Here is an 18,684-nt window from a genome sequence, read left to right on the forward strand (position 1 = left end):
ACGCATGAACTTCGTCGACGGCAAGGAAGTCCCCGCCGCGGGCGGGCGCACGCTGGACCTGACCGATCCCGCCACCGGTGAGGTGTTCGGCACCAGCCCGCTGTCCGGGCAGTCCGATGTGGACGCCGCGCTGGAGTCGGCGCGGCTGGCGTTCCGCGCCTGGCGCCGCAGCACCCCGGCGCAGCGGCAGCTGGCGCTGCTGAAGATCGCCGACGCGCTGGAGGAGCGCGCCGAGCAGTTCGCCGACGCGGAGGTCCGCGAGACCGGCAAGATCCGCCGCGTGGTGCTCGAGGAGGAGATCCCGGAAAGCGTGAGCGCGCTCCGGTTCTTCGCCGGTGCCGCGCGCCAGCTCGAAGGCACCGCGTCGGCGGAGTACCTGCCGGGGCACACCTCGTCGATCCGGCGCGAGCCGGTGGGCGTGTGCGCGCAGATCGCGCCGTGGAACTACCCGCTGATGATGGGCGTCTGGAAGATCGCGCCCGCGCTGGCCGCCGGGAACACCGTGGTGCTGAAGCCGGCCGAGACCACCCCGAGCACGGCGGTGCTGCTGGCGAAGGTGGCCGCCGAATCCCTGCCCGCCGGGGCGTTCAACGTGATCTGCGGTGACCGCGACACCGGGCGCGCGCTGGTCCGCCACCCGATCCCGGAACTCGTGTCGATCACCGGCTCCACCCGCGCCGGGATCGACGTGGCCACCGTGGCGGCGGCCGACCTCAAGCGCACGCACCTCGAACTCGGTGGCAACGCGCCACTTCTGGTCTTCGGGGACGTCAACCTGGAAGAAGCCGCCGAGGGCATCGTCGGGGCCGCGTTCTACAACGCGGGCCAGGACTGCACCGCGGGCAGCCGGGTGCTGGTGCACGAGTCGATCCACGACGAGTTCACCGCCGTGCTGGCCAAAGCCGCCTCGGCGCACCGCCCCGGTACCGACATCGGCCCGTTGAACAGCGCGGCCCAGCTGGACCGGGTGCGCGGGCTGATCGAGCGGTTGCCCGCGCACGCCACCGTGCACACCGGTGGCACCACCCCCGACAGCGGTGGTTTCTACTTCGACCCCACCGTGGTTTCCGGGCTGCGCCAGGACGACGAGATCGTGCAGGAGGAGATCTTCGGCCCGGTGATCACCGTGCAGCGGTTCGGCGGTGAGGCCGAAGCCGTCGAACTGGCCAACGGCGTGCCGTACGGACTGGCGTCCTCGGTGTGGACGAACGACCACTCACGGGCGGTGCGAGTGTCGGGTGAACTCGACTTCGGCTGCGTGTGGATCAACACGCACGGCCCGCTGGCCGCGGAAATGCCGCACGGCGGGTTCGGCCATTCGGGCCACGGCAAGGACCTGTCGGCCTATTCGTTCGCCGAGTACACCCGGGTCAAGCACGTGATGACCAGGTACGAGTAACTACAACACGGCCCACGACGGCCACCAGGGCGGATGGCCCCCGGCACAACCGGGAGCCACCTGCTCCGGTGACCACACCGCCATGCTGATCCAGACCGACGCGGCCACCAGCACCACGGTCAGCAGCAGGCACGCGACGACCCCGGCGAACCGCGCCGCGGCGGTGTCCCCGTTGAGGAACAACGGGAACAGCCCGGCGTAGAGCAGGGTGAACGCGAGGAAGTTGACCGCCCACAGCACCGGCTGCACGGAGAACACCAGCAGCCCGGAGTTCTCGAAGGCGGACATGCCGACCACGCACAGATCACGAGCCGAGGACAGCAGGTAGAGGTCCAGCCAGGACACGGCCGTACCCAGCCCGGCACCGGCCACGCCGAGCGCGACCACGGTGCGGGACGGACCGGCCACCACCAGCTGTCGGGTCACCGTTCCCACTGTGACAGCGGCGGATAACGCGCAGACAACAAAGGACGGGTGCGAGATGCCCAAGATCACCACGGTGGAGCACAACGGCATCGCGCCGATTCCGGTCCGGGAGCAGACTTCCCGGCCGCGCGACCTGTTCCGGCTCGCCTTCGGTGGCGCGAACACCTTCGCCACCATCATTCTCGGCACGCTGCCGATCGCCTACGGGCTCGGCTTCTGGGCCGCCGCCGCGGCCACGGTCACCGGGGTGCTCGCCGGTGCGTGCGTGCTCGCGCCGATGGGCTTGTTCGGGCCGGTGACCAGGACGAACAACGCGGTGTCCTCCGGCGCGCACTTCGGCGTGGTCGGCCGGTGCGTCGGCTCGTTCCTGTCGCTGCTCACCGCGATCACCTTCTTCGCCATCTCGGTGTGGGTCAGCGGGGACGCGGTCGCCGGTGCGGCGCAACGGTTGTTCGGCTTCGACGGCGGCGCGGTCCTGCGGGGCGTCGCGTACGGCGTGATCGCCGTGGCCACGCTGGTGGTCTGCATCTACGGCTACCGGTTCATGTTGCTGATCAACCGGATCGCGGTCAGCCTCGGCACGATCATCATGCTGCTGGGGATTTTCGCATATGGTGGGAAGTTCGACCCGTCCTTCGCGGGTACCGGCGAGTACGCGCTCGGCACGTTCTGGCCGACGTGGATCCTGGCCGCGCTGACCGTGATGGCGAACCCGATCTCGTTCGGCGCCTTCCTCGGCGACTGGTCGCGGTACATCCCGGCCACGCACAGCCGCCGTTCCCTGCTGGCGGCGCCGTTCCTGGCGCAGGTGGCGACGCTGCTGCCGTTCGGCTTCGGCATCGCCACCGCCACCCTGGTCACCGACGCGGGCGACTACATCGCCGGGCTGACCGCGATTTCCCCGCTGTGGTACGCCATTCCGCTGATCGTGGTGGCGCTGATCGGCGGCTTGTCCACCGGCACCACCGCGTTGTACGGCACCGGGCTGGACTTCAGCTCGATCTTCGTGCGGTTGAGCCGGGTGCGCGCGACGCTGCTGATCGGCTCGTTGTCGGTGGTGTTCATCTTCGTCGGCAACTTCGCGCTGGACATGGTGTCGAGCATCAACGCCTTCGCCACGCTGATCGTGCTGTGCACCTCGCCGTGGATGGTGATCATGATGATCGGCTACCTGATCCGGCGCGGTTACTACGATCCGGTCGATCTGCAGGTGTTCAACGAGGGCCGCGAGGGCGGGCGGTACTGGTTCACCCGCGGGGTGAACTGGCGGGCGATGGCGGCCTGGCTCCCGGCGACCGCGCTCGGCCTGCTCACCGCGAACACGCCGATGATCGCCGGCCCGTTCCGCGACCTCGCGGGCGGCGTCGACATCAGCCTGCCCGCCACCCTGCTCACCGCCGCGATCACCTACCCGGTCCTGCTGCGGATCTTCCCGGAACCACGAGAGGTCCTGGCCCCCGAGTTGGTCCCCGCCTGAGCAGGGACACGAACGTGGCTTTCGGGGCGGATTTCGCCCCGAAAGCCACATTCGTGTCCTCGGGTTACTTGATGAGGTCGACGGCCTGCGGAGGCTGGCCCGGTAGGCGGACCTGGACCTGCACCGCGGTGTCGGGGATGAGGGCGGCATCGGTGAAGTTGCCTTCCCAGTTGTCCCCGGTGCGGTAGCTCAGCTGCGCGCCCTTCGCCGCGACCACCCAGCCCTGGCCGTCCGGCAGTCGCAGGCGCACCGGCAGCGCGGCCGCCGGGTCCACCGGATCGCCCGGCAGCACGGTCTCCACCGAGCCGTCCACCCGCTGGATCACCGCGTACAACCGGCTCGGGTTGCTGCCGACGTGCCCGTGCTCTCCGACCAGCGCGGTCCGGCCGTCACCGAGCCCGGCCACCACCAGCCACGGCACGCTGTTCTCGAACGGCAGCGCGGTGTACTGGTCGAACAACCCCGACGAAGCCAGCCCTTGCCCGAACTCGAACACCCCGCTGTCCCGCACGCCACCGACCCGCACCACGAACGGCTCGCCGCCGACCCGCCACGGCAGGCCCTCCGGCGCCTTCGGCATGCCCTGCCCCTCCGGAATGCGCAGGTAGGCACTCGATCGCGAAACCGAGACCGTGTCGTCCAGCCCGGCCCCGGCGCCGGGCTCGCGGGTGAGCAGCCTCGGATCGAACGGGCCGGTGCCCTCGGGCAGGGTCGCGATCGCCACCCCGTCGACCACTTTCAGCTGCTGCCACTCCCGGCCCGCCTTGCCGTCCGGCCCGAAGGTGGTCTTCGCCGACACGTACAGCGGTGTGCCCTGGTCGATGGCCAGCACCGTGCGGTCGTCCCGCCCGAACCGGAACGCGCCGGTCTCCGCCGGGGTCATCTCCGGGTGCGCCATGTCGAGCAGTTTCGTCGTCCCGTCACCGGGATCCCGGCCGACCACGCCGTACAGCGTCCTGGCCGAGCCCTCCGGCAGCCGGACCGGCTGCGCGAGCACCGCGGCCGGCCCGTCGGGGGTGTTGCCCGCCCAGTAGACGTGCGGCTCGCCGGTCCGCTCGTTCAGCATTCCGTCCACATTGTACGGAGAAGTGTCCAAACCGGACTTCCACGCCCCGGTCGCACTGGTCAGGAACACGCCGTCCCCGGCCAGATCCCCGCGCGTGGGCTGGTCCAGCAGTGAAGCCGCCGACACCTGCGTCGGGGCGGGCTGCCAGCTCCCGAACGCCACCCCGCCGGCCAGCGCTCCGGCCACCAGCACCCCACCGGCCACCGCCGCCCGGCGGCGCACCAGCCGCCGCCTGCCGCCCCGCAGCACCCCGGCGGTGAACCCCGGCCGCGGCTGCAACTCCCCCGTCGCCGCGCGCAGCGCGCGGCCCAGTTCCCCGGTCTCCATCATCGGCTCCCGTTCAGCACGTCGTCGCTCGTCCCCAGCAGTTCGCGCAGCCTGGCCAGCCCCCGTGAGGTCTGGCTCTTGACCGTGCCCGGCGAGCAGCTCATCGCCGCCGCGGTGTCCGCTTCGGACAGGTCGTCGAAGAAGCGCAGCACCAGCACCGCCCGCATCCGGTCGGGCAGCGCGGCCAGCGCGCGCACCACATGATCTCTGTCCACAACGGACTCTTCCGGCCCGCGCACCGAAGGCGCGGCCGCGTCGTGCAACGGGGCCTCGGCGACGCGGCGCGAACGGCGCCGCCACCGGTTCGCCGACGCGTTCGCCAGCGCGGCCCGCGCGTACGCCTCCGGTTCACCCCGGATGCGGCGCCAGCGCGGGTACATCCGCTCCAGCACGTCCTGGAGCAGGTCCTCGGCCGCACCCCGGTCACCACCGCACAGCAGGTACGCCGTACGCAGCAGTGCCGGGGAGCGGGCCGCGACGAACCCCTCGAAATCTCCCGTGTCCTTCAACGAACCCCCTTTGTGGTGTCCTCGAAAGGCATCACACCGGGGAGTTCGGGAAGGTTGCGTCGATCCCGGTCAATCCTGAGGGGACTTCACCGCGGCGTCCTGAGCCGGGGTGCCGACCAGGTTCGACGCCCATTCGGTGACCCGGCGCGCCACGTCCTGCGCGGTCAGGCCGACCTCGGCGAGCACCTCGTCACGCGTGCCGTGCTCGAGGAAGCGTTGCGGCACGGCCAGATCCCGCACCGGCACCGCGCAGTCGGCGTCGCGGAGGGTGGCCGCCAGCAGCGAGCCGAAGCCGCCGTGGCGCCCGTTGTCCTCGACGGTGACCACCAGGCGGTGCGCCTCGGCGAGCGCGGTCAGCTCACCGGGCACCGGCAGCACCCACCGCGGGTCCACCACGGTGACGCCGATGCCCTGGTCGGCCAGCCGGTCCGCGGCGGCAAGGCCGAGCTTGGCGAAGGCACCGACGGCGACCAGCAGCACGTCCGCCCCGGCGCCGTCGGCCGGGCGGCGCAGCACGTCGACCACGCCGAGCCGGTCCACCGCGGGCACCGACTCGATCACGCCACCGCGGGAGAACCGGAGCGCGGTCGGCCCGTCGGCGACGGCCACCGCCTCCCGCAGCTCCTCGCGCAGGGTCACCGCGTCGCGCGGCGCGGCCACCCGCATTCCGGGCACCAGGCCCAGCAGCGACAGGTCCCACATGCCGTGGTGGCTGGCGCCGTCCGGGCCGGTGATGCCCGCGCGGTCCAGCACGAAGGTGACCGCCTGCCGGTGCAGCGCCACGTCCATCAGCACCTGGTCGAAGGCGCGGTTGAGGAAGGTGGCGTAGATGGCCACCACCGGGTGCATGCCGCCCATCGCCAGACCGGCGGCCGAGGCCACCGCGTGCTGCTCGGCGATGCCGACGTCGTACCAGCGGTCCGGGTGGGCCTCGGCGAACTTGTGCAGCCCGGTCGAGCGCAGCATGGCCGCGGTGATCGCCACCACGTCCTCGCGCTCCTCGCCGATGGCGGCCAGCTCGTCACCGAACACCCCGGTCCAGCTCGGGCCCTTGACCGGCGGCAGCCCGGTCTCCGGGTCCAGCGGGTCGGTCTGGTGCATCTGGTCGTGCTCGTGGTTGACCGCGGGCGGGTAACCGTGGCCCTTCTCGGTCACCGCGTGCACGATCACCGGCCCGCCGAAGGCCTTCGCGCTCTGCAGCGCCTTCTCCAGCGCGGGCAGGTCGTGGCCGTCGACCGGGCCGACGTACTTGAGGCCGAGGTCGGCGAACATGCGCTGCGGGCTGACCGCGTCCTTGAGCCCGGCCTTGGCCGCGTGCAGCGCCGCGTAGATCGGCTTGCCCACGATCGGGGTGCGGCGCAGCAGCTCGCGACCGCCGTCGAGCAGCCGCTCGTAACCGGGGCGCAGGCGCAGCGAGGCCAGGTGCTCGGCGAGCCCGCCGATGGTCGGCGAGTAGGAGCGGCCGTTGTCGTTGACCACGATCACCACCGGCCGGTGCGGCGCGGCGGCGATGTTGTTCAGCGCCTCCCAGCACATGCCGCCGGTCAGCGCGCCGTCGCCGACCACGGCCACCGCGTGCCTGCCGCCGCCACCCAGCTCGAACGCCTTCGCCAGGCCGTCCACATAGGACAGCGCGGCCGAGGCGTGGCTGTTCTCCACCAGGTCGTGCTCGCTCTCGGCACGCGAGGGGTAGCCGGTCAGCCCGCCCTGCTGGCGCAGCCCGTCGAACTCCGGGTGCCTGCCGGTGACGATCTTGTGCACGTAGCTCTGGTGCCCGACGTCCCAGACGATCGCGTCGGACGGCGAGTCGAAGACCCGGTGCAGGGCCATGGTCAGCTCCACCACGCCCAGGTTCGGGCCGAGGTGACCACCGGTCCGGCACACCTTCTCGACCAGGAAGTCCCGGATCTCGCCGGCCAGCTGCTCCAGCTCGCCGGGTTCCAGCCGCTTCAGGTCCGCCGGTCCGTGCACGGAATCCAGCAACGTCACGCTCCACCTCGCCCGCTCGACAAAGTCCGTCGACCGCCCAGTCTACGGAGGCACGCGGCGGCCGGATCCGCCACGCGGCTGGCGTCACGTCACTACCGGGTGATCCCCCGCCTGGCCTGCGGCGGAGCAGTTCACTTCACCCAGCCGTCAACGGTTGGAAACAAACCATCAATAACGAAAGTATGTGAAGCGCCTCTCACTTGATCCGGTTGCTCTAGCCAGTCAGGCGGTCACTGCTCGTAGCGTGACCCCCGCGAAAGGCTCGATCGATTCACACTCGGGGGTGAGCTTTACCGTGCCGATTCCCGCTGCTCGCGGATCGCTGCCGGCGCTGGCGCCGGCCGAACACTGGCACCACCAGACCTCGCGTGCGCTCAGCGGCCCCGCCGCACATCGGCGTCCGCCGGTGGTCGCGGTGGTCCGGTTCGTCGAGGCGCCGCGCATCGAATCCCGCTTCGGGCACAAGGGCGTGGACCGCGTGCTCGAAGAAGTCGCCTGGATGCTGCGGCCGGAGCTGTCCGAGCAGGAGCACCTGGCCCCGGACGGGCACGGCGGGCTGGTGCTGACCCTGCGGGGCGCGGCCGCCTGGCAGGTCCGCGCCCGGCTGGAGGGCATCTCCACCCGGCTGGCCCGGCTGCCCGTCCGCCTCGGCGACGACCATCTCGCGGTCACCCCGGTGATCGGCTGGGCCGACGCCGCCGACCGGCCCGCCTGCACCGATCCCGACCAGCTCGCGCTCCGCGCCACCGAGGCGGTGGAGCTGGCGACCAGCCAGGTCGACCTGGTCCCGCGCCGGTGGACCCCGGCCCCACCGGCCCGCCACCACAAGCGCGCCTCCGGCGGCCCGCTGCGCACCGTGCTGCAGGCGCTGGCCACCGTGCTGATCGGCGTGGTGGCGCCGTTCGCCGGGCTGATCCTGGCCTACCGCGCCGGATTCGACCTCGGCACGCCCGCCTACCTGGTGGTGACCATCTCGCTGGTGCTGACCTCGGTGGTGATCTGGGTGGAGAACCTGCACGCGCTCGATCCGGACCAGCCACCGGACTCCCCCGCCACCCCGCCGCCCGCCGCGTCCGCGATCATCCCGGCCTACCTGCCGAACGAGGCCGCGACCATCGTGGACACCCTGCACGCGTTCCTGCGCCAGGACTACGACGGCCCGCTGCAGATCATCCTGGCCTACAACAGCCCGCACGCGCTGCCGGTCGAGGAGGACCTGCGGGCGCTGGCCGCCGAGGACCCGCGGCTGGTGGTGATGCGGGTGCCGTACTCGACCTCCAAGGCGCAGAACGTCAACGCCGCGCTGGAGGTGGTCACCGGGGAGTTCGTCGGCGTGTTCGACGCCGACCACCACCCGGCGCCCAACGCCTTCGACCGGGCCTGGCGGTGGATCTCGCACGGCGCCGACGTGGTGCAGGGCCACTGCGTGATCCGCAACGGCTCGGCGTCGTGGGTCTCGCGCACGGTCGCGGTGGAGTTCGAGTCGATCTACGCGGTCAGCCACCCCGGCCGCACCAAGCTCCACGGGTTCGGCATCTTCGGCGGTTCCAACGGGTTCTGGCGCACGCAGGTGCTGCACGAAACCCGGATGCACGGCCAGATGCTGACCGAGGACATCGACTCCTCGATGCGCGTGCTGCTCTCGGGCCGGACCGTGCGCAACGACCCGGCGCTGGTCAGCCGGGAACTGGCGCCCGCCACCCTGTCGGCGTTGTGGAAGCAGCGGATTCGCTGGGCGCAGGGCTGGTTCCAGGTTTCGCGGCGGCACCTGCGCTCCGCGCTGAAGTCCGACGAGCTGACCGCGCGCAACAAGCTCGGCATCACCTTCCTGCTCGGCTGGCGCGAGGTGTTCCCCTGGCTGGCGCTGCAGATGATCCCGGTGATCGCCTACATCGCCTGGCGCGAAGGCGGAATCACCGAGATGGACTGGTTCGTGCCCACGTTCGTGCTGTGCACGCTCTACACCTTCTCCGCCGGGCCGAGCCAGGTGCTGTTCGCCTGGCGGCTGTCCGCGCCAGAGGTACGCAGGCATCCGCGGTGGTTTTGGGCCTACCTGGTGGTTTCGCTGTTCTTCTACACCGAATTCAAGAACCACGTGGCCCGCGTGGCGCAGCTGAAGGAACTCAGCGGCGAGCGCAAGTGGGCGATCACGCCGCGGCAGGTGCCGGTGCGGGGTGAGAACGCGTGACCGCCGTCTTTTCCCGGGGGTCCGGGGGTCGTCCCCCGCGCTCGAAACAGCGGTATCAGCTCGACGTCTACCGGGCGCTGGCGGCGATGGCGGTCGCGGTGTTCCACGCCTACCAGTCCAACCGCACCGCGCACTGGCCACTGGAAGGCACGGTGTGGCACGAAATCCTGCTCGCCACCGACCTGTTCGTGGCGATGTTCTTCGTGTTGTCCGGTTTCCTGCTCGGCATCCCGGTCGCCCGGGCCGCGCTCGGGCAGAGCGAACCCAGGCCCGCCAGGGTGTTCCTGGTGAAACGGGTGGCGCGCCTGGTCCCGCTGTACTTCCTGGTGGTGCTGCTGGTCTGGACGATGACCAATCCCGAGTTCCCCGGCAACTGGCGCGACCTGTTGCTGCACCTCACTTTCACGCACGTGTACAGCGACGACTACATCTTCTGGACCAACGGCCCGGCCTGGTCGCTCGCCGACGAGATGCACTTCTACCTGCTGCTGGCCGTGCTCGGCCCGCTCGCCTACCGGCTGTGCGCGCGATTCGGCGGCACACGGGCGAAACTGGCCGTGCTGCTCACCGGTGTCGGCACGCTGATCGCGCTCAGCCTCGGTTACAAGATCCTGGCGAAGTACGGGTGGGAGGTGCCGCAGGACCGGTGGTCGGTCTGGTTCGGCCCACTGGCCAAACTGGACCTGTTCGCGATCGGCCTGCTGATGGCGGTCGCGTCCGCCTCCGGGTTCCGGCTCGCCGCCCGCCGGCAGCGCGCCGGTTTCGCGCTGACCGGCGCGGCGCTGGTCTACCTCGCGCACACCGGCGGGCTGTCCGAAGCCTTCGTGCACACCGTGGTCGGCCTCGGCTGCGCGCTGGTGATCACCAGCACCACGCTGACCACCGCCGCCCCGCCGCGGTTCCTGAGCTGGCGCCCGCTGGTCACCGTCGGCGTCGCCAGTTACAGCGTGTACCTGTGGCACGAACCGGTGTTGCGGGTGCTCGGATCCAGCGGGCTGCTGCCCGCGCGCGGCACGCCACTGGCCTTCGTGGTCACCGCGATCTTCCTGCTGCTGGTGGTGATCCCGCTGGCGATGTTCAGCTACCAGGCGATCGAGAAGGTCGGCATGAAGCTGGCCGCCACCATCGACGGAGGTGGCCGGGCGCGGAACTACTACCCCGAGCTCGACCGACTGTCCAACTGGGAGCCCGCGCCGCGTTAGGGAGATCACCGGTCCATTGCGCCCGGATAGCCAAATCGCCCGATCGGCGTAGGATTCCCCCTCGCACGCGCGCGAACACGGGACTAGGTCGAAAGAGGGCAGATGGCGGACTTCTTCATCGGTGGGCAGTGGGTGGCCTCGCAGGCGGGGAACACCAGGGAAATCCGGTGCCCGGCCAACGGCTCGCTGGTCGCCGAGGTCGCCGAAGGCACGCGCGAGGACACCGAGGCGGCCATCGCCGCCGCGCGCGACGCCTTCGACAACGGGCCGTGGCCGTCCACGCCGAGCTGGGAACGCGGTGACGTCCTGCTCCGGGTGGCACAGCTGCTGGAGCGCGACAAGGCGAGCTTCGCCAGGGCGGAATCGCTCGACACCGGCAAGCGGCTGGTCGAGAGCGAGTACGACATGGACGACATCGCCGCCTGCTTCCGCTACTTCGGCAAGCTCGCCGGGCAGGACGCCGGCCGGGTGGTCGACACCGGCAACACCGGCGCGATCAGCCGGATCACCTACGAACCGGTCGGGGTGTGCGGGCTGATCACGCCGTGGAACTACCCGCTGCTGCAGACCGCGTGGAAGGTGGCCCCGGCGCTGGCCGCGGGCAACACCTTCGTGCTCAAGCCGAGCGAGCTGACCCCGCACACCTCGATCATGCTGATGCGCCTGCTGATGGAGGCCGGCGTGCCGGACGGGGTGGCCAACCTGGTGCTGGGCGCCGGTCCCGAGGCGGGCGCGCCGCTGTCCGAGCACCCGGACGTGGACCTGGTCTCGTTCACCGGCGGGCTGGCCACCGGCCGGATCGTCGCGGCGGCCGCCGCGGCCACGGTCAAGAAGGTCGCGCTGGAACTGGGTGGCAAGAACCCGAACGTGGTCTTCGCCGACGCCGACTTCGACACCGCGGTGGACTTCGCGCTGACCGCGGTTTTCCTGCACTCCGGCCAGGTCTGCTCGGCCGGTGCCCGGCTGATCGTGCAGGAGGAGCTGCACGACCGGCTGGTCGACGAGATCGTGCGCCGCGCCGAGCTGATCCGGATCGGCGGGCCGTTCGACCCCGACGCCGAGACCGGGCCGCTGATCTCCGCGGCGCACCTGGCCAAGGTGGAGGACTACGTGGCCAGGGCGATCGCCGAGGGCGCCGTGCTGCGCACCGGCGGGAAGCGGCCGGAGGGCGAGAAGTACACCGGCGGCCACTACTACCTGCCGACCGTGCTGGACGGCGTCACGCAGGGCAGCTACGCGGTCCGCGAGGAGTCGTTCGGCCCGGTGCTGACCGTGGAGACCTTCACCGACGAGGACGACGCGGTGCGCATCGCCAACGACACGCACTACGGCCTCGCGGGCGGTGTGTTCACTTCCGACGTGTCCAAGGCGCAGCGGGTGGCGAACCGCCTGCGGCACGGCACCGTCTGGATCAACGACTACCACCCCTACCTGCCGCAGGCCGAGTGGGGCGGGTTCAAGCAGTCCGGTTTCGGCCGCGAACTGGGGCCGACCGGGCTCGCCGAGTACCAGGAAGCCAAGCACATCTACCAGAACACCCGCCCCGGCCCGCAGCACTGGTTCTCCGGGGAGCAGCGCTAACCGCGTCTACCACGTCTAGCAGAAGGATGGTGGCGATGAGTCAGACCGACGACGGCCTGGCAGGTTTCGGTTACAAGCAGGAGCTGGAGAGAACACTCGGGAACTTCCACACCTTCGCGGCCGGCATCTCCTACATCTCCATCCTCACCGGCACGTTCCAGCTGTTCTACTTCGGCTTCAGCTTCGGCGGGCCCGCCTACTGGTGGTCGTGGCCGATGGTGTTCGCCGGGCAGCTGATGGTGGCGCTGTCCTTCGCCGAGCTGGCCGCGCACTACCCGGTGGCCGGCTCGATCTACAACTGGTCGAAGCGCCTCGGCAGTCCGCACGTGGCGTGGCTGGCCGGGTGGATGATGCTCACCGCGTCGATCGTCTCGATCGCTTCGGTGGCGCTGGCGTACCAGATCACCCTGCCGCAGATCCTCGACTTCTTCCAGTTCGTGGAGAACCCCGCGGTCAACGCGGTCATCCTCGGCACCGCGTTCATCGTGTTCACCACCCTGGTCAACGCCTGGGGCGTGCAGCTGATGGCGCGGATCAACAGCGCCGGGGTGTTCATCGAGCTGATCGCCGCGGTGCTGCTGATCGTGCTGCTGGCGGCGAACATCACCCGCGGGCCGGAGGTGGTGACCGAAACCCAGAACATCGGCACCGGGCAGAGCGGCGGGTACCTCGGCGCGTTCCTGGTCGCCTCGCTCGCCTCGACCTACGTGATGTACGGCTTCGACACGGCCAGCTCGCTCGGTGAGGAGACGCACGACCCGCGCCGCAACGCGCCGAAGGCCATCCTGCGCGCGCTGATCTTCTCCTTCCTGCTCGGCGGGCTGATCCTGCTGTTCGCGCTGATGGCGGTCGGCGACATCGACAACCCGGAGATCGCCACCGGTGGCCTGCAGTTCATCGTGCTCGACGTGCTGGGCAGCACGGTCGGCAAGATCCTGCTGATCACCGTGGTCATCGCGATCACCGTGTGCATCCTGGCGGTGCAGTCGGCGGCGATCCGGATGATGTTCGCGATGGCGCGCGACAACGCGCTTCCCGCCGGGGCGAAGCTGGCGCGGATCTCGCCGAAGACGAAGACCCCGGTGGTCCCGGCGGTGGTGGCCGGGGTGATCGCGGTGATCATCCTGGTGGTCAACATCAACCAGCCGCAGATCTTCACGGTGATCACCAGCATCGGCATCATCATGATCTACTTCGCCTACCTGCTGGTCACCGTGCCGATGCTGGTGAAGCGGTTCCGCGGGCAGTGGCCGCCGCCGGAGGTGCCGGGCAAGAAGTACTTCTCGCTGGGCAAGTTCGGCCTGCCGGTGAACATCCTCGGCGTGCTGTGGGGCGCCGGCATGATCGTGAACCTGGCCTGGCCGCGGCGTGAGGTCTACAACGCCACCGAGCCCTACCACTGGTACCTGCAGTGGGGCGCGGTGCTTTTTGTCGGCGCGGTGGCCGGGCTCGGCTTCGCCTACTACTGGTTCCGGTTGCGGCACCGCACCGGCATTCTCGACGACCACCGGGCAGAGGACCCGGAGAAGCAGGAGGAGACGGCGTGAGCGAGGAGTTCGACTACGTCATCGTGGGCGGGGGGACCGCCGGTTCGGTGCTGGCGGCGCGCTTGTCGGAGGACTCGTCGGTCACCGTCTGCCTGCTCGAAGCCGGTCCGTCCGATGTGGACGACGACGCGATCCTGCGGCTGGACCGGTGGATGAGCCTGCTGGAGTCCGCCTACGACTGGGACTACCTGGTCGAGCCGCAGGAGTCGGGCAACTCCTTCCTGCGCCACGCCAGGGCCAAGGTGCTCGGCGGCTGCTCTTCGCACAACTCGTGCATCGCCTTCTGGGCCCCGGCCGAGGACCTCGACGAATGGGCCTCGCTCGGCCTGCCCGGCTGGTCGGCGGCGGACATCTTCCCGCTGTACAAGGAACTGGAGACCAACGACGGGCCGGGCGAGCACCACGGCCGGTCCGGTCCGGTGACGCTGCGCTCGGTACCGCCGAACGACCCGGTCGGGGTGGCGCTACTGGAGGCCTGTGAGCAGGCCGGTATCCCGCGCACCGAGTTCAACTCCGGCAAGACCGTGACACACGGCGCGAACTGGTTCCAGATCAACGCCCGCGAGGACGGCACGCGGTCCTCGGCGTCGGTTTCGTACCTGCACCCGATCATCGGGAAGCGGCCGAACCTGGAGGTCAAGACCGGGCTGCGGGCGAAGAAGCTGGTCTTCGACGGCAAGCGTTGTGTCGGCGTCGAGTACCAGGCACCGGATCTGTTGCACAGCAAGGAAATCCGCGCGCGTCGCGAGGTGATCGTGAGCGCGGGTGCGATCGACTCGCCCAAGCTGCTGATGCTCTCGGGCATCGGCCCGGCCGAGCACCTGCGTGAGGTCGGCGTCGAGGTGCTGGTGGACTCGCCGGGCGTCGGCGAGAACCTGCAGGACCACCCCGAGGGCCTGGTCCAGTGGGACGCCAAGCAGCCGATGGTGACCGAATCCACGCAGTGGTGGGAAATCGGCATCTTCACCACCACCGAGCCGGGCCTGGACCGGCCGGACCTGATGTTCCACTACGGTTCGGTGCCGTTCGACCTGAACACCCTGCGGCACGGCTACCCGACCACGGAGAACGGCTTCTGCCTGACCCCGAACGTCACCCGCAGCCGATCGACCGGCACGGTTCGCCTGCGCACCAGGGACTTCCGCGACCGGCCGAAGGTCGATCCGCGGTACTTCACCGATCCGCACGACATGCGCGTGATGACCTACGGCGTGCGGCTGGCACGGAAGATCGTGGCGCAGCCCGCGATGGCGGCGTACGCGGGCGACGAACTCGCCCCCGGCGCCGAAGCCCAGAGCGACGACGAGATCGCCGATTACCTGCGCAAGACGCACAACACCGTGTACCACCCTTCGTGCACGGTGAAGATGGGCAGCGCGGACGACCCACTGGCTCCGCTGGATGAACGCCTGCGGGTCCGAGGCGTCGACGGCCTCCGCGTCTGCGACGGCTCGGCCATGCCGTTCCTGGTCGCGGTGAACCCGTGCATCACCACCATGGCCATCGGCGAACGCTGCGCCGACATGATCGCCGAAGACGCAAAGGCCTGAGCGCCGCCAACCCGGCCCGGCGTCACGAATGTGGCTTTCGAGACACCAGATATCTCGAAAGCCACATTCGTGTCTCGGCAGCTTCAGTGCAACAGCTTCAGCGGAGCAGCGCGATGCACTCCACATGATGCGTCATCGGAAACGCGTCAAAAGCACGCAACTCCGCCAGTTCGTACCCGTGCTCCGCGAATGTCGCCACATCCCGCGCCAGCGCCGCCGGGTCGCAGGCCACGTAGACCACCCGCTCCGGCGACCCTTCGGCGATCGCGTCGACCACGGCCTTGCCCGCCCCCTTGCGCGGCGGGTCCAGCACGACCACATCCGGCCGTTCGTCGTCCGGGTCGAGCGTCTCCAGCACCCGCTCCACCAGCCCGGACCGCCAGTGCACCTGCGGCAGGTCCACCAGGTTCGCCGTGCCGTCGACCACCGCGCGCCCGCCGGATTCCACCGCCAGCACGTTCCCCCGCGGCCCCACCTGCTCGGCCAGCACCGAGGCGAACAAGCCCACGCCCGCGTACAGGTCCCACACCCGGCCGGTGCGCGGCGCCCGCGCCCATTCCCCGACCACGGCGGCGAAAGTGTCCGCGGCGGCCGGGTGCACCTGCCAGAAACCGTGTGCGTCCAGGCGCCAGTCCCGGCCAGCGGCGTGCTGCACCGCGGCCCCGGAACTGTCCACATGAACCTGTCCGTCGCCGTCCGCGGCGACCTCGATTTCGGTACCAGGGCGCCAGGTCTGCGAAAGCACCCCGGCCAGCGCGCCGGGCACGGTGATCGGGCAACCGTTGTCCCCCAACGGGATCACCCGGTGGCTGCGGTGCGCGCGCAATCCCGCGCGACCGTCACGACCGGCCACCAGCCGTACCCTGGTCCGCCACCCGAGTGGCCCGCCGGGTAGTTCCTCGACCTCGACGGAACGTTCCAGCCCGGCCAGCCGTTGCAACTGCTCCGCGATCACCGCGGCCTTCAGTTCCCGTTGCGCGGCAGGGGAAGCGTGCTGCCAGTCGCAGCCACCACACCGGCCGGGACCGGCCAGCGGGCACGGCGGTTCGACGCGCTCCGGGGCCGCGGTGAGCACCTCGACCGCGTCCGCCCGGCAGAACGAGCCGCCCTTGTCCTCGGTGATCTCGGCGACCACGCGCTCCCCCGGCAGGGCGTGGCGGACAAAAACCACGCGCCCCTCGGTCCGCGCGACGCAGTGCCCGCCGTGCGCCACCGCGCCGATCTCCAGTTCGATCCGGCGGCCGCGCCAGCTTTCGCTCATTTACCGTTCTCCGATGAAGACGAGGAAGACGAGGAAGACGTCGTAGAAGAGTGCGTGCCCATCAGGCCGCGGCGCACGTCACCGGCCGCCGGGCGCTCCCGGTCGACGCGGTCCACCGCCTTGGCCGAGGACTTCAGCTGCCACGGCACGCTGGTCACCATGATGCCCGGCTGGAACAGCAGCCTGCCCTTGAGCCGCAGCGCGCTCTGGTTGTGCAGCACCTGCTCCCACCAGTGGCCGACCACGTACTCCGGGATGAACACGGTGACCACGTGGCGCGGGTTGTCGCCCCGGATGCGCTTGACGTAGTCGAGCACCGGCTTGGTGATCTCGCGGTACGGCGACTCGACCACCTTCAGCGGCACCTTGAAGTCCTTTTTGCTCCACTCGGAGACCAGTTTGCGGGTGTCGGTGTCGTCCACGTTGACGGTGACCGCCTCCAGCACGTCCGGCCGGGTCGCCTTCGCGTACGCCAGCGCGCGCAGCGTCGGCCGGTGCAACTGCGACACCAGCACCACGGCGTGGTTGCGGGAGGGCAGCACGACCGGCTTCTCGTCCTCGCGGCGCAGTTCCTCGGCCACCCGGTCGTAGTGCCGCCGGATCGCGCTCATCAGCAGGAAGATGGCCACCATCGCGACGATCGCGATCCACGCCCCGGCGAGGAACTTGGTGATCAGCACGATGATCAGCACCGAACCGGTCATCACCAGGCCGAAGGTGTTGATGCCCTGCGACTGCCGCATCCGGCGCCGCTCAGCCGGCGCGGGAGGGTTCTTGGTACTGCCGAGCAACCGGTTCCAGTGCCGCAGCATGCCGATCTGGCTCAGCGTGAACGAAACGAACACGCCCACGGTGTAGAGCGGGATCAGCCGGGTGACCTCGGCGTCGAACGCGACCACCAGCACGATGGCGAACCCGGCCAGGAACAGGATGCCGTTGGAGAAGGCCAGCCGGTCGCCGCGGGTGTGCAGCTGACGCGGCAGGAACCGGTCCTGGGCCAGGATCGAGCCGAGCACCGGGAAGCCGTTGAACGCGGTGTTCGCGGCCAGCACCAGGATCAGCGCGGTGACCACGGTCACGAAGAAGAAACCAGGCGGGAAGCCGGCGAACACCGTCTCGGCCAGCTGCACCACCAGCGTGTCCTGTACGTAACCGGGCGGGGCGCCGATCAGCTGCTCGGCCGGGTTCTCCGCGAGCACCACCCCGGTCTCGCGGGCCAGCACGATGATGCCCATGAACATGGTCACCGCGATCGTGCCGAGCAGCAGCAGCGTGGTGGCCGCGTTGCGGGACTTGGGCTTGCGGAAGGCGGGCACGCCGTTGCTGATCGCCTCGACGCCGGTCAGCGCGGCGCAGCCCTGGGTGAACGCGCGCAGCACCAGGAAGACCATCGCCAGCCCGGTCAGGTGCTCGTTGTCCTGCGCGAGCTGGAGCCCGGCGCTGTCCGCCCGCAGTTCCTCACCGGCGACCAGCGTGCGGTAGAGCCCGTAGGTGATCATCACGAAGATGCCCAGCATGAACGCGTAGGTGGGCACCGCGAAGGTGCTGCCCGACTCGCGGATGCCGCGCAGGTTCATCGCCGAGAGCAGCAGGATCGCGCCGATGCAGAAGAGCACCTTGTGCTCGGCCACGAACGGCACCAGCGCGCCGATGTTGGCCGCGGCCGCCGAGATGGACACCGCCACCGTGAGCACGTAGTCGACCAGCAGCGCGCTGGCCACGGTCAGCCCGGCCTTCGGGCCGATGTTCACCGTGGCGACCTCGTAGTCGCCGCCGCCGCTGGGATAGGCGTGCACGTTCTGCCGGTAGCTGGCGACCACGGCGAGCATGACCACCACCACGACCAGCCCGATCCACGGCGACATGGTGAACGAGGCCAGGCCGGCGACGCTGAGCGTCAGGAAGATTTCTTCCGGCGCGTAGGCGACACTGGAGAGCGCGTCGGAGGCGAAGACCGGCAGGGCGATGCGCTTGGGCAGCAGCGTGTGGGCCAGGCGGTCGCTGCGGAACGGCCGGCCAAGGACCAGACGTTTGGCCGCGGTGGCGAACTTGGACACGGGCGAAGGGTAATGGAGCCCTCACCCGTCCGGCCGAGTGCCGGGCGGTAAGCGGGCGCGCAAGTAGGGTCGGTGGAATCACCTCGGCGCGGCGGGTGCCGCCAT

13 protein-coding genes are annotated in these 18,684 nt (G+C 70.2%); 7 read left to right on the forward strand and 6 right to left on the reverse strand.

The window, feature by feature from the left end; all coding sequences use genetic code 11:
• The first annotated feature begins 4 nt into the window (after nt 1-4).
• Nucleotides 5-1,399 (forward strand): gamma-aminobutyraldehyde dehydrogenase, encoded by a 1,395-nt coding sequence (locus YIM_RS30890; protein WP_153033679.1) that lies wholly within the window; start codon nt 5-7, stop codon nt 1,397-1,399.
• On the opposite strand, the gene YIM_RS30895 is transcribed toward YIM_RS30890, so the two are convergent.
• Entirely contained in the window at nt 1,400-1,825 is a 426-nt protein-coding gene (locus YIM_RS30895; RefSeq protein ID WP_153033680.1) for a hypothetical protein, read from the reverse strand.
• A gap of 55 nt (nt 1,826-1,880) precedes the next feature.
• Between YIM_RS30895 and YIM_RS30900 the strand changes: the two genes are divergently transcribed.
• A complete protein-coding gene (locus tag YIM_RS30900) occupies nt 1,881-3,302 on the forward strand; it encodes a cytosine permease (RefSeq protein ID WP_153033681.1) in 1,422 nt (473 codons plus the stop codon).
• A gap of 64 nt (nt 3,303-3,366) precedes the next feature.
• Here the strand turns inward: YIM_RS30900 and YIM_RS30905 are convergent, their stop codons facing one another.
• The 3 genes from YIM_RS30905 to dxs all read right to left on the reverse strand — a co-directional run bounded on the left by YIM_RS30905 (nt 3,367) and on the right by dxs (nt 7,193).
• Nucleotides 3,367-4,698 carry a hypothetical protein gene (locus tag YIM_RS30905; RefSeq protein WP_153033682.1) on the reverse strand — a complete coding sequence of 444 codons (1,332 nt, stop codon included), beginning with the start codon at nt 4,696-4,698 and terminating at the stop codon, nt 3,367-3,369.
• Nucleotides 4,695-5,204, reverse strand: coding sequence for a SigE family RNA polymerase sigma factor (locus tag YIM_RS30910; protein ID WP_153033683.1), 510 nt, complete (start codon nt 5,202-5,204; stop codon nt 4,695-4,697). Before YIM_RS30910 ends, YIM_RS30905 begins: the two co-directional genes overlap by 4 nt.
• A 69-nt stretch (nt 5,205-5,273) precedes the next feature.
• The gene (gene dxs, locus YIM_RS30915) at nt 5,274-7,193 is read right to left on the reverse strand and encodes a 1-deoxy-D-xylulose-5-phosphate synthase (RefSeq protein WP_153033684.1); all 1,920 of its coding nucleotides are present in this window, start codon (nt 7,191-7,193) and stop codon (nt 5,274-5,276) included.
• Between the two features lie 295 nt (nt 7,194-7,488).
• Here dxs and YIM_RS30920 point away from each other — a divergent pair, with 295 nt between their 5' ends.
• The 5 genes from YIM_RS30920 to YIM_RS30940 all read left to right on the forward strand — a co-directional run bounded on the left by YIM_RS30920 (nt 7,489) and on the right by YIM_RS30940 (nt 15,261).
• Nucleotides 7,489-9,381 (forward strand): glycosyltransferase family 2 protein, encoded by a 1,893-nt coding sequence (locus YIM_RS30920; protein WP_228004113.1) that lies wholly within the window; start codon nt 7,489-7,491, stop codon nt 9,379-9,381.
• Nucleotides 9,378-10,583, forward strand: coding sequence for an acyltransferase (locus tag YIM_RS30925; protein ID WP_228004114.1), 1,206 nt, complete (start codon nt 9,378-9,380; stop codon nt 10,581-10,583). The genes YIM_RS30920 and YIM_RS30925 overlap by 4 nt, the downstream gene beginning before the upstream one ends.
• Before the next feature lie 102 nt (nt 10,584-10,685).
• The gene (locus YIM_RS30930; protein ID WP_153033685.1) at nt 10,686-12,164 is read left to right on the forward strand and encodes an aldehyde dehydrogenase family protein; all 1,479 of its coding nucleotides are present in this window, start codon (nt 10,686-10,688) and stop codon (nt 12,162-12,164) included.
• Between the two features lie 35 nt (nt 12,165-12,199).
• Nucleotides 12,200-13,711, forward strand: coding sequence for an APC family permease (locus YIM_RS30935; protein WP_153033686.1), 1,512 nt, complete (start codon nt 12,200-12,202; stop codon nt 13,709-13,711).
• A complete protein-coding gene (locus YIM_RS30940; RefSeq protein ID WP_153033687.1) occupies nt 13,708-15,261 on the forward strand; it encodes a GMC family oxidoreductase in 1,554 nt (517 codons plus the stop codon). The genes YIM_RS30935 and YIM_RS30940 overlap by 4 nt, the downstream gene beginning before the upstream one ends.
• 97 nt (nt 15,262-15,358) lie before the next feature.
• Here YIM_RS30940 and YIM_RS30945 read toward each other — a convergent pair whose 3' ends face one another.
• Complete coding sequence (locus YIM_RS30945; RefSeq protein ID WP_153033688.1) at nt 15,359-16,522, reverse strand: class I SAM-dependent RNA methyltransferase; 1,164 nt, start codon at nt 16,520-16,522, stop codon at nt 15,359-15,361.
• Nucleotides 16,519-18,579 (reverse strand): APC family permease, encoded by a 2,061-nt coding sequence (locus YIM_RS30950; RefSeq protein ID WP_153033689.1) that lies wholly within the window; start codon nt 18,577-18,579, stop codon nt 16,519-16,521. The genes YIM_RS30945 and YIM_RS30950 overlap by 4 nt, the downstream gene beginning before the upstream one ends.
• Nucleotides 18,580-18,684: the final 105 nt, after the last annotated feature.

This window comes from Amycolatopsis sp. YIM 10, from assembly GCF_009429145.1.
GTDB lineage: Bacteria > Actinomycetota > Actinomycetes > Mycobacteriales > Pseudonocardiaceae > Amycolatopsis.

Bases quoted from the DNA above. Each gene is read 5' to 3' on its own strand.
- YIM_RS30900 (WP_153033681.1), top strand. From the start codon at position 1,881: ATGCCCAAGATCACCACGGTGGAGCACAACGGCATCGCGCCGATTCCG.
- YIM_RS30890 (WP_153033679.1), top strand. From the start codon at position 5: ATGAACTTCGTCGACGGCAAGGAAGTCCCCGCCGCGGGCGGGCGCACG.
- YIM_RS30930 (WP_153033685.1), top strand. From the start codon at position 10,686: ATGGCGGACTTCTTCATCGGTGGGCAGTGGGTGGCCTCGCAGGCGGGG.
- YIM_RS30905 (WP_153033682.1), bottom strand. From the start codon at position 4,698: ATGATGGAGACCGGGGAACTGGGCCGCGCGCTGCGCGCGGCGACGGGG.
- YIM_RS30945 (WP_153033688.1), bottom strand. From the start codon at position 16,522: ATGAGCGAAAGCTGGCGCGGCCGCCGGATCGAACTGGAGATCGGCGCG.
- YIM_RS30935 (WP_153033686.1), top strand. From the start codon at position 12,200: ATGAGTCAGACCGACGACGGCCTGGCAGGTTTCGGTTACAAGCAGGAG.